This is a genomic window from Paenibacillus sp. 01T422, assembly GCF_056398785.1.
The window spans coordinates 1-11,015 of the sequence record NZ_JBFTQB010000262.1; the positions used below are offsets into that span (position 1 = coordinate 1).

11 protein-coding genes are annotated in these 11,015 nt (G+C 47.5%); 10 read left to right on the forward strand and 1 reads right to left on the reverse strand.

Annotated elements, in window-relative coordinates; genetic code table 11:
- The 6 genes from AC1DUA_RS16120 to AC1DUA_RS16145 all read left to right on the forward strand — a co-directional run.
- Window positions 1-558: alpha/beta fold hydrolase (locus AC1DUA_RS16120; RefSeq protein ID WP_477500738.1), on the forward strand; the 558-nt coding region annotated here is incomplete at its 5' end.
- Window positions 536-1,405: a malonyl-ACP O-methyltransferase BioC gene (bioC, locus tag AC1DUA_RS16125; RefSeq protein ID WP_477500739.1), complete on the forward strand. Its 870-nt coding sequence runs from the start codon at window positions 536-538 to the stop codon at window positions 1,403-1,405. The genes AC1DUA_RS16120 and bioC, both read left to right, overlap by 23 nt.
- 81 nt (window positions 1,406-1,486) lie before the next feature.
- A complete protein-coding gene (locus tag AC1DUA_RS16130) occupies window positions 1,487-2,803 on the forward strand; it encodes a DUF1800 domain-containing protein (RefSeq protein ID WP_477500740.1) in 1,317 nt (438 codons plus the stop codon).
- A gap of 5 nt (window positions 2,804-2,808) precedes the next feature.
- On the forward strand, window positions 2,809-4,050 hold the full coding sequence (locus AC1DUA_RS16135; protein WP_477500741.1) for a DUF1501 domain-containing protein: 1,242 nt from the start codon (window positions 2,809-2,811) through the stop codon (window positions 4,048-4,050).
- Between the two features lie 80 nt (window positions 4,051-4,130).
- Window positions 4,131-4,652, forward strand: a complete 522-nt coding sequence (locus AC1DUA_RS16140; protein WP_477500748.1) for a mismatch-specific DNA-glycosylase — start codon at window positions 4,131-4,133, stop codon at window positions 4,650-4,652.
- Window positions 4,649-5,269 (forward strand): NUDIX hydrolase, encoded by a 621-nt coding sequence (locus AC1DUA_RS16145; RefSeq protein ID WP_477500742.1) that lies wholly within the window; start codon window positions 4,649-4,651, stop codon window positions 5,267-5,269. The genes AC1DUA_RS16140 and AC1DUA_RS16145 overlap by 4 nt, the downstream gene beginning before the upstream one ends.
- Window positions 5,270-5,317: 48 nt before the next feature.
- Here the strand turns inward: AC1DUA_RS16145 and AC1DUA_RS16150 are convergent, their stop codons facing one another.
- Window positions 5,318-6,178, reverse strand: a complete 861-nt coding sequence (locus tag AC1DUA_RS16150; RefSeq protein ID WP_477500743.1) for a DUF421 domain-containing protein — start codon at window positions 6,176-6,178, stop codon at window positions 5,318-5,320.
- Between the two features lie 436 nt (window positions 6,179-6,614).
- On the opposite strand from AC1DUA_RS16150, the gene AC1DUA_RS16155 reads away from it, so the two are divergent.
- The 4 genes from AC1DUA_RS16155 to nrdE all read left to right on the forward strand — a co-directional run bounded on the left by AC1DUA_RS16155 (window position 6,615) and on the right by nrdE (window position 10,936).
- Window positions 6,615-6,842, forward strand: coding sequence for a hypothetical protein (locus AC1DUA_RS16155; protein WP_477500744.1), 228 nt, complete (start codon window positions 6,615-6,617; stop codon window positions 6,840-6,842).
- Window positions 6,843-6,961: 119 nt separating this feature from the next.
- Complete coding sequence (serC, locus tag AC1DUA_RS16160) at window positions 6,962-7,879, forward strand: 3-phosphoserine/phosphohydroxythreonine transaminase (RefSeq protein WP_477500745.1); 918 nt, start codon at window positions 6,962-6,964, stop codon at window positions 7,877-7,879.
- A gap of 626 nt (window positions 7,880-8,505) precedes the next feature.
- Entirely contained in the window at window positions 8,506-8,865 is a 360-nt protein-coding gene (nrdI, locus tag AC1DUA_RS16165) for a class Ib ribonucleoside-diphosphate reductase assembly flavoprotein NrdI (RefSeq protein ID WP_477500746.1), read from the forward strand.
- Entirely contained in the window at window positions 8,852-10,936 is a 2,085-nt protein-coding gene (gene nrdE, locus AC1DUA_RS16170; protein WP_477500747.1) for a class 1b ribonucleoside-diphosphate reductase subunit alpha, read from the forward strand. Before nrdI ends, nrdE begins: the two co-directional genes overlap by 14 nt.
- Window positions 10,937-11,015 lie beyond the last annotated feature (79 nt).

Sequence of the window (11,015 nt, forward strand, 5' to 3'; positions counted from 1 at the left end):
GTCCATAGACCTCTATTCATTGGGGGATGGTCACTTGGGGGATTGCTGGCGCTTAGATTAGCAGCTCAAGGTTTGGCGGATGGCCTCCTCTTATTGGCGGCTACCGCTCGTTTTATTCGTTCGAAGGACGAAGCCCACTTAGGCCAGCCAGATGCTTATGTCAGGCAGATGATGAAAGCAGCTGCGCAAGATGCATTTGCTGTTGAATCCAATTTTCGCCAGATTCTGTGGACAGAAACTGAGCGGGAAACAGGAATAGGCGACCAACTTCCTCCAATAGGCAGCTGGAAAGTGCCCGCTCTGCTGGCAGGACTTCAGATTTTGCGGAAGGTGGAAGTTAGCGCTGTACTCTCGGAGATTACATGCCCTGCGCTGCTGTTCCATGGCAGAGATGATCGGATATGCCCTTACAAAGGGGCGGAAGAGCTTGCAGCTGGCCTGCCTAACGCCCAATTACATACCTTGCCTGATTGCGGTCATGCACCGTTTCTAGGAAGGGAAGAGGAGCTTGCAGCGGAGATGAGGCGGTGGTGGAATGAACAGCAGCAAAGAGATTGAGCGTCAGTTTAATCGGAGTTCGGCAGGTTCCTATGATCAGCATGCGAATGTACAGAGGATGATGGCGGAGCAGCTTGCTACAGCACTTAAGGTGTTGGAGGGGGCACGAGAAAGTACGCCAGTGCGCAGCATTCTTGAGATTGGCTGTGGCACAGGAATTGTGACAAGCGAGTTAGTTGAAAGATGGCCAACAGCGACAATTACCGCTTTGGACATTGCACCTGGCATGCTGCGGGCAGCTGAGCAACGTGTTCGAGGCAGTCAGCAAGCGATCAGGGACATAGACTTCATCCATGGCGATGTGGAGAAGTGGTCGGCAGCTGCACCGCCGGCTTCGTTCGATTTGATCGTCTCTGGCGCCTGCTTTCAGTGGTTGCAACAGCCGAAACAGACGCTTCAACATCTTCGGCATCTTCTTCGCCCAGGCGGCAGGTTGATGTTTACGACGTTCGGGCCGGCAACATTTTATGAGCTGCATGAGTCATTCCTGGAGGTGTATCGACAGAACGGGGAGCAGCCGCAGCGGCATGGGCTGGCTTTTCAATCCTCCGCTGGGTGGAGAGAAATGCTTGTTGACAGTGGCTTCTCACATATGCAAGAAGATCAATTGCTTCAGGTGGAAACGTACCCGACTCCAAGGGATTTTTTGCATGCAGTTAAAGCAATGGGGGCCAGCACGTCAGAAGCATCGGTTGTACCGGGCATTAGCACAAGGCGTTTGTTTACCAACATGTACAAAGCGTATGAGACGAAGTTTAGCGTAACAGGAGGCGTTTCAGCTACCTATGAGCTTTTGATGATGCAAGCGAAGGTTCCTAATAAAGATAGAGATTCAGACAAGTTCTGAAGTCTCTATCTTTTTTGTTTTCTACATAGTTTTGACACATTTATGTGCTAAAGTATGGAAAATTAAGCATGGAGGGAAATCATGGGAGTAACCTGGACGAACACGGAAGTTGTTCATTTATTGCTTCGTGCCGGATTTGGAGGGGCAGAAGACGAAGTTAATGCTTGTGTAGCGCTGGGGCGCGAGGAGACGGTACGACGGCTTATCGCTGGTGAAGCATTGACCCAAGTGGCAGTGCTGCCCCCTTTTGATCAACTATACGCAGATGGCAAGAAAGCTCTGGACCCCTTACAGCTTGGCGATCAGCAAATGTACTGGTTATACCGGATAGTGAACTCCAGTACACCGTTGATTGAGAAAATGACGTTGTTTTGGCACGGGCATTTTGCAACCGCAAATTACAAGGTCAGGGATGTCACACTGATGGTTCAGCAAAATGCGCTGTTCCGGAAGTATGCGTTAGGCAATTATAAGGAGCTCGTGCTCGCTATCGGCAAAGATCCGGCTATGATGATTTGGCTCGATGTGAATCGCAATAAGAAAAACAAACCGAATGAGAACTACGCGCGTGAAGTGATGGAGCTGTTTACACTTGGCATTGGTCAATATACCGAAGCAGATGTGAAGGAAGCGGCGAGAGCTTTCACGGGCTGGACCTATAGCGAGAAGGAAAACAAAGTAGCGTTTAATCCCAAACAACATGACAATGATCCGAAAACGCTGCTCGGTGACAAGGGGAATCTGGACGGAGATGAGGCTATTGATATTATTTTTCATCAAAAGTCGCTATCTACATTTCTGGCTTTGAAATTGCTCAGATATTTCGCTGCAGATAATCCGCCAGACAGCTGGGTACAGCAAGTGGCGAAGCTCATCACCCAGAAGGAGACAATCGGAGAAGTGCTTCATGAGCTGTTCTTGTCGGATGATTTCTATAATCCTGATCTGCGGTTATCCCTCATCAAAACACCGGCTGATTATGTAGCTGGCATTCTCAAAACGTTGCAGGTGCCTGTTGCCAAAGGGCATGCGCAAGCCATGAGAAAGATGGGCCAGGAACTCTTTTCCCCGCCTGATGTTGCCGGCTGGAGAGGCGGCGCATCATGGCTCAATACCAATTTGCTGCTCGCGAGGTATCAATTTGCTGAGTCCATTGCCATGCAAATGAATAATAAGAAGCTGATGCCGGCTGATATGACGCCGAAGCAAGCGGAACTGGCAGAGGAGTGGGTGAAGCTGTGGAGTCAGCATCTGGGGATCACACAATTGTCTGATAAGACGTTGAAGGGTCTAAGTGCTTATGTGGAAGATACCATTATACATACAAAACAGAAAAATGCCGGTTTACGGGGCTTGTTGCAGCTGCTTCTGATCAGTCCAGAAGCACAAATGAAATAGCGGAGGTGAAAGCATTGAAATTAACAAGAAGGGAATTTCTGCTGAAAGGTACGGCGATGTTTGCTACTTTAAGCCTTGGCGGTATCTTGTTTACCGAAACTGGCAAATCGATATTCGCCGGGGGAGCCAGTGACGATGTCGACGAGCCTGTGCTGGTTGTTGTGCAGCTTAGCGGAGGCAATGATGGCATTAATACGCTGATTCCTTATGGGCAAGGCGTTTATTATGATGCAAGGCCGCTACTAGCCTATCAGCAAAAGGATGTGCTTGCCCTTGATAATCAAGTAGGCCTGCATCCTAGCCTGGCAGGGCTTGCAGTTCTTTTCAAGAGTGGGAACATGGCGGTCATCCAAGGTGTAGGTTATCCGGAGCCGGATCATTCCCATTTCCGATCCATGGAAATTTGGCAGACCGCAGAGCCAGCGAAAATAAGCCGGAGCGGCTGGTTAGCCCGCTATGTAGAGTCTTCGCTGCGCGATAATGCGAACCCGCTCAAAGCGGTTCAGGTTGGTGCAGCGGGCAGCAAAGCTTTTGCTTCGGAAAAGATGAGCTTTCCTGTTATTCAATCGCTGGAATCGTACCATGTGATCGATCCGAAAACGCCGATGATGGACAAAAATCGGATAACCAAAGCTTTTTTGGACATGTATGGTGATCAGAACCCGATGGAACAGCTGCGAGTCGTTTCGGAGCGCGGAAATGAGGCGTATAAAAGCGTTGAAGCCATACAATCGTTAACAGCTGCTTATGTCAATAAGGTTGAGTATCCGAAAACAGGTTTCTCCAGTGATCTTCAACTCGTTGCCAAGCTGTTAGCCGGAAAGTCGGGAACGCGGGTATTCAATGTCCAAATCGGCGGATTCGATGATCATGCGGATGAAAAGGAGCAGCATGCAAGGGTTTTGACACAGGTTGATCAGGGGCTGACGGCTTTTTATAAAGATATGGAAGCGCAGGGCCTGCAGGACCGGGTTGCTATTATGATGTTTTCCGAGTTTGGGCGTCGTGTGAAGGAAAATGGAAGCGGCGGCACGGATCACGGCACGGCAGCACCGATGTTTGTAATTGGCGGGAAAGTGAAAGGCGGGCTTTATGGCGCTTACCCGAGTCTAAGCAATTTGGATAACGGGGATTTGAAATATGAGGTTGATTTCCGCTCTGTGTACAGCACTTTGGTAGATAGTTGGTTAAAAGGTGATGCTTCGACTGTTCTTGGAAAACCCTATGAATCGTTGAAGTTTATATAGGGATAGTGGTAATCTATTTAATAGAGTGAAGATTTTTAGAAATTGATGGACGCATGGAAGGTGGGCTAAGTACGGTGGAAATAAAACCGATCTCGGATCATTTGAAGGAGCAATTAAACATCCTTTTCGTGGGATATAACCCAAGTATTCGATCGGGTGAAACCGGCCATCACTATGCGAATCCAAACAATCGATTTTACCGCATATTAGTTCAAGCTGGATTAACGCCTCGGCTTTATAAGCCTCAAGAAGATCAGGATCTGCTTAAACTTGGTTATGGATTCACGAATATCGTGGCGAGGCCCTCGTTGACGGCTGCTGAAATAACACCTGAAGAATATCGGGAAGGTCGCGTAATTCTCAGGAAGAAGATCCAAAGCATTCAGCCAAGAGTTGTATGCTTTGTAGGCAAAGGGGTTTATGAACAGTATAGCGGACGTAGAGGCATGACATGGGGCAGCCAGCCAGAGCCTGTCGTACCAGGAGTTGTAGAGTACGTATGTCCCTCCTCCAGTGGGCTGGTTCGGATGAAGCTCGAGGAGATGGTCGCTATCTATAGTGGAATTAAGACATTTATCGGGATGGAGTTGGGTAATGGATGAATATTCCGTGGCTGCATTGGGCGAAAGAAATTCAAGCGATTAGTCAAGCAGGGCTTGCTTATGGTGAGAACGGCTATGATTTGGAGCGCTATGAGGCGCTGCGCAAGATCAGCGTGGAGATGATGAGTCATTTCACGGACACCCCGATTGATAAGGTGACGGAATTATTCGCCAGCGATACGGGGTACCAGACGCCGAAGGTCGATATTCGCGCAGTTGTGCTGCAGGAGAACAAGGTGCTGCTTGTGAAGGAGAGAACCGACGGCGCGTGGGCTTTGCCAGGCGGTTGGGCGGATATCGGCTTCACACCGAGCGAAATCGCTGTCAAAGAAACACGCGAGGAAGCGGGTTACGAGGTCAAGCCTGTTCGTTTGCTGGCGGTTCTGGATAAGAAGTGCCATGCACACCCGCCTGCCCCAAACTACGTATACAAGATATTTATCTTGTGCGAGGTGGTCGGTGGGGAGGCGCTTGAGGTCAGCCTGGAAACGACCGAAGTCGGCTTTTTTGGCGAAAATGAGCTGCCGCCTCTGTCGATAGAGCGGAATACGGTAGAGCAGGTCAAACGGATGTTTGAGCTTGCTAGTGGCCCCGCGTCGCAGGTGCTGCTGGATTGAAACAAGAATGCTCCCCAGTCGTATAGCCACGGCGGGGAGCATTTTGATTTATCGCATCAATATAGGCTTAAGTTGATCGAGAATTTCCTCCATTTGCTTGGAGCATTCCTCGTACATCGCTTTTGCTTGTTTATTGTTGGTTGTCAGTCCGTACAGCATAAGGTCAGCTTCGCACTGTTTCAAGGTCGCGAAGAGGGTAGCTTTCTCCTGCGGCACGGGAACATTGATTTTATCGTCAAATAAATCAAGATACAGCTGGCCGTACGAATCGACCTGGCCTAGAAAAACATTTTCAACCGTTACGCCTACTTTGTCCAACTCCGTTTTCAGCCATCCCCGGTTAAATGAAAGGGTTGCTAACGCTTCATCCAATATCTCACCGTCCATGATGACGGCTTGCGGCTCTTTCTCCGGTGCAACCTTGATGCCAAGGTGCTTCGCAGTGAGCGGGAGATTTTCACGATGCAGCAATACATTAATCTCTCCGCTAGGCTCCATAATCGCAAATTCAACATCCGCTACTTTGAAAACCGACCGCTTCCGCAGTTGTTCCATAAGTTCATCCGTGGTAAGTCGTTCTTTTTTTAAATTATCTTCTAGAACCTTCCCGTCTCTAACGAGTACGGTGGCTTTGCTGTCAATAAAATCTCGCATTTTTTTGCTTTTAAGCTGCAAAAGTTCAATGCCTAGCGAACACGCGATCCAAACGGTTAATGAGATCATACCGAGGTACCATTTCGAATCGATATCCAAGGATATCGCTCCAGCCAGATTTCCAATGGTAATGCCCGTGATGTACTCGAACAGAGATAATTGGGACACTTGTCTTTTTCCAAGAATCTTGGTCATGATGAACAATACGATTACGGCTAAAAGGGTGCGTACGATGACTTCATAAGCATCGGGCATGTGATTTCCTCCTTACGTTTCAAAAAGAAATGAGAGCCAGTATAAAAAACGGCGGCTCAAAGGTGCTTGGCGGCAGGCTGTAGTGCCGAGTTTGCTGGAACTACAGGGCGCTATTTGAGCGAAATAGCCAGCTTTCAGAGATATTGGGAACTAGAGGGCTCTATTTGCCTCGATATGCCTGGTTTTAGGCGGAAATTGGTTGAATAGAGGATCGTAGTTCCTATTGAGGGCCCAAAGCATCGACTCCACGGAGAATAGAGGACCATAGTTCCTCTACTTTAGGACGACCCGTGTTCAATCAGGATGATGTCAGAAACAGTAGGCAAGTTTATACATTATTTGTGAAAATAATGGAAGTTATACGCCGGGGTCCAAAGGAAAAACGCCCAGCGGCCCATACGAAGGCTGCCGGCCCAAATGGCTGTGGTAGAGGACGATGTCCTCTACCCGCTACGCGGGCAGCGCAGCTGCTGCAAGCTTGCGCAGGTCGTGCGCCAGCGCTTCCGCTTTCTTGGCGGATGCGCCGCCGAGAAAGCTTAACGTGACGTGGACGTCCTGCGGATGCCGACAAAAAGCCGGTACGTGTCGGACGGTGCTGAAAGCGCTTTTGTCGAATGAGCGGAAGGATGCATGCGAGTATGGACTCCTTTTTGGCATTTTATGACACGTATTCTGGTTCCGGTTTCCTGCTTCAACTAGCATTGCCAACTAAGGTTTTACTTGATGCATGAGGAGAATATTGCTATCATAGCCATAATACAAAAAGCAAAGGTGTGGTCATTCATGGGAAATCGGGCCTATAACTTTAACGCAGGGCCTGCGGCATTACCGCTCGAAGTTTTGCAGAAAGCGCAAGAGGAACTTGTCGAATTCAAGGGTATCGGCATGTCGATCAGCAGCTATGTGCTGACAGGTGCTTGGGCGGAGAAAGCGGTTCAGGAAGCAAGCCTTTTTGGAGAAGTAGCAATTGCAGCTAGCTCCAAGGAGAGCAAATTCATGAAAATTCCGGAACTCAGTGAAATCAACATTCACCCGGCTTCCGCTTACCTGCACTTGACGTCCAATGAAACGATCGAAGGCGCTCAGTTCCAAAGTTATCCGGATACAGGCAATGTTCCGCTTATCGGAGATATGTCCAGCGATATCCTGAGCCGTCCAGTTGATGTATCGAAGTTCGGTATGATTTATGCTGGTGCCCAAAAAAATCTAGGTCCATCCGGCGTAACTGTGGTTATCGTCAAAGAAGATCTTCTACAGGACCTGCCGAAAACAATCCCGACCATGCTGCGTTATGAAATTCACGGCAAAAACAATTCCTTGTACAATACGCCACCGGTGTACTCCATCTACATGGTGAACCTCGTGCTGAAATGGATTCAGGAACAAGGCGGGCTAGCTGTTATCGAGAAAAACAATCTGGAGAAATCAGGTTTGATCTACAGCGCAATTGATCAAAGCGGCGGTTTCTACCGTGGTCCTGTTGATAAGGGCAGCCGTTCAGCCATGAACATCACATTCCGTTTGCAGGATGAAGAGCTGGAGAAGAAATTCATCAAGGAAACCGAGCAGAACGGGTTTGTCGGGTTGAAAGGCCATCGCAGTGTAGGCGGCTTGAGAGCATCTACCTACAATGCAGTTCCTTACTCCTCTTGCAAAGCGCTCACAGATTTCATGATTGATTTCCAAAAACGCAACGGTTAGTAACGGACGAAGACATACATGAGCTATTCATGGCACCCTCGTGTGCGCGTGAATAGCTTTTTTTTGTCTCAGGATAGATTGGTCGTTTTATCGTTTACAATGTCTTAAGATGGCCTCTGAGACGTTTTGAGGGGCTTTTTTTGAGAGGGGTGCGGAACTAGATCTAGTAGGATAAAAGAGGAGATTCTAGGCGGTGATCCTTTCGACATTTGTGAAAATTTCAAGTCTAAAATGAAAATATTTTTTCAAATCCTCTCGAGCCACGTCCTGTCTGGGTTTGGCTATTTTGGGGTCGATTATGTGTCATAATACACGTTGACAAACACAATATATTGATATAAATTTGAATCTATCAACTAGATGTCGTGGGGAAAAGCGAATTGGACATATCCTGAATTCGCAGCGGAAATACCGCGTAATACCGGGGAAATACCCGATTTACCGCCAATTTCAGCCGTTTTCCTTGTCGCGGAAATCCGCCTATTTTGTCGATAAGACAGAGGACAATACTAGATATAGATGGACGGTAAGATTTATATTACTAACTAGATATAGGTTATCTACATAAGACAGACACAAGAACGAGAGTGCTTGATCAATGATAGAGATGTTAGGAGACGGAGCCCATGCTGATTGCTTACGATTCAAAAACGGGGAATGTTCGCCGATTTATTAATAAACTTAAAATGCCGGCGATTCAAATCGAGGAAGCGATGAAAGTGGACGAGCCTTTCGTGCTCGTTACTTACACAACCGGATTTGGCCAAGTTCCTGAGAAGGTAAGTTCCTTCCTGGAATCGAACGCCTCGAAGATGATCGGAGTAGCAGCAAGCGGTAACCGTAACTGGGGAGACGGGTTTGCCAAAAGCGCAGACACCATCTCACAACTGTATGATGTGCCTGTGTTAACGAAGTTCGAGTTATCCGGCACCAAAAATGATGTAGAACGATTTGTTCAGGGGGTACATGCAATTGCGGCACATTGAGCTGAATAATTTATTAATGCAACGCGGAGCGGATGGTTTTTTTCAACTAGAGAAGGATAAAGAAGCTGTTGAAGTTTTTATGCAGGATGTTCACAGTAAAAGCCTCACTTTTCCCGATACGACTGCAAAAGTTCGTTATATGATTGATAACAACTATTATGAGAACGTCTATGAGCACTACACGTTAGAGGAAGTAAATCAAGTTTACCAAGTGGCCCACGATAATCAATTCGAGTTCGCCTCCTACATGGCAGCTTCGAAATTCTATACAGACTATGCTTTGCGCAGTGACGATAAATCCTTGTATCTGGAGCATTTCCCGGATCGCGTTGCAATTGTAGCCCTTTACTTGGGGCGCGGTAACGTTGAGACTGCTTCTACGCTTGCTGTATCGATGATGGAGCAGCGTTTGCAGCCAGCAACACCAACATTTCTTAACGCAGGGAAAAGCCGTCGTGGCGAGATGGTCTCCTGTTTTCTTCTGGAGATGGATGATTCTCTCAACTCTATTAACTACGTGCTGGCAACCTGCATGCAGCTTTCCAAAATTGGCGGCGGGGTTGCCGTTAACTTGTCCAAGCTTCGTGGGCGCGGTGAGTCCATCAAAGGTGTAGAACGCGCAGCGAAAGGTATTATGCCAGTTCTTAAGCTGATGGAAGATGCGTTCTCCTACGCGGATCAAATGGGTCAGCGCAAAGGCTCTGGAGCGGCTTATTACAACATTTTTGGCTGGGATCTTATGGAGTTCCTGGACAGCAAGAAAATTAATGCAGATGAGAAATCGCGTCTGAAAACACTTTCCATCGGCCTTATCGTACCGAATAAGTTCTACAAGTTGGCAGAAGAGAACAAACCTCTTCATGTTTTCGCGCCTTATACAGTTTTACAAGCCTACGGCAAGCATTTGGATGATCTAGATATTGATGAAATGTATGATGAGCTTCTGGCGAACCCGAAAGTTAAGAAAAAAGTAGTGATGAGCGCGCGTGACATGCTGATCAAAATTGCGACAACTCAACTGGAATCCGGTTATCCATATATGATGAATCGTACGAATGCGAACAGGGATCATGCCCTTAAAGGAATCGGAACGATCAAAATGTCTAATCTCTGCACAGAGATTTTCCAATTGCAAGAAACATCGGAAATCAATGATTACGGTCAAGATGATGTGATTCTCCGTGATATCAGCTGTAACTTGGCTTCCATGAACATTGCGAATGTGATGGGGCGCAAGAAGCTGCGTGAAACAGTCCATGAAGGTATGACAGCATTGACAGCTGTCAGTGATATGACGACGATCAGCAATGCACCAGGCGTTGCTAAAGCGAATCGTGAGCTGCATTCCGTTGGACTCGGAGTCATGAACCTGCACGGCTATTTATCCAAGAACAAAATTAGCTATGAGAGCGATGAAGCGAAGGATTTCGTCCGCACGTTCTTTATGGCGATGAACTACTATTCGATTGAGAAAAGTATGGAAATTGCCAAAGCGAAAGGGCAGGTCTTTGAAGGTTTTGAGCTGTCTGAATATGCGAATGGCGCTTATTTTAACCGCTACACAGAGACAGATTACCGTCCGCTTACGGATAAAGTGAAGGATCTGTTTGAAGGTATGGAGATCCCGTCACCAAGCGACTGGAGCAAGCTGAAGGCAGAAGTCCAGAAACACGGTTTGTTCCATGCTTATCGTTTGGCTGTTGCTCCAACACAAAGTATTTCGTATATCCAAAACTCGACATCGAGCGTTATGCCGATTGTAGAGCCGATCGAGACTCGTACATACGCGAACTCAACGACTTACTACCCGATGCCATTCATGGCACGTGACAATTATTTCTACTATAAATCCGCATATCAAATGGATCAATTCAAAATTCTGGATCTGATTGCTGAAATTCAAACGCATGTGGATCAAGGCATTTCGACCATTTTACATGTCAATAGTGATGTGTCTACGAGACAGCTTGCTAGATTGTATCTGTATGCGGCACACAAAGGACTTAAATCGCTCTACTACACGCGAACAAATCAGTTATCCGTTGAGGAATGTGTCAGCTGTTCGGTGTAATTGGGAAGGGGATTGAACATAGATGAGTACTGCAACTAGCATTAATCAGCCAATCGTCAAAAAAGCGGTGAACTGGAAC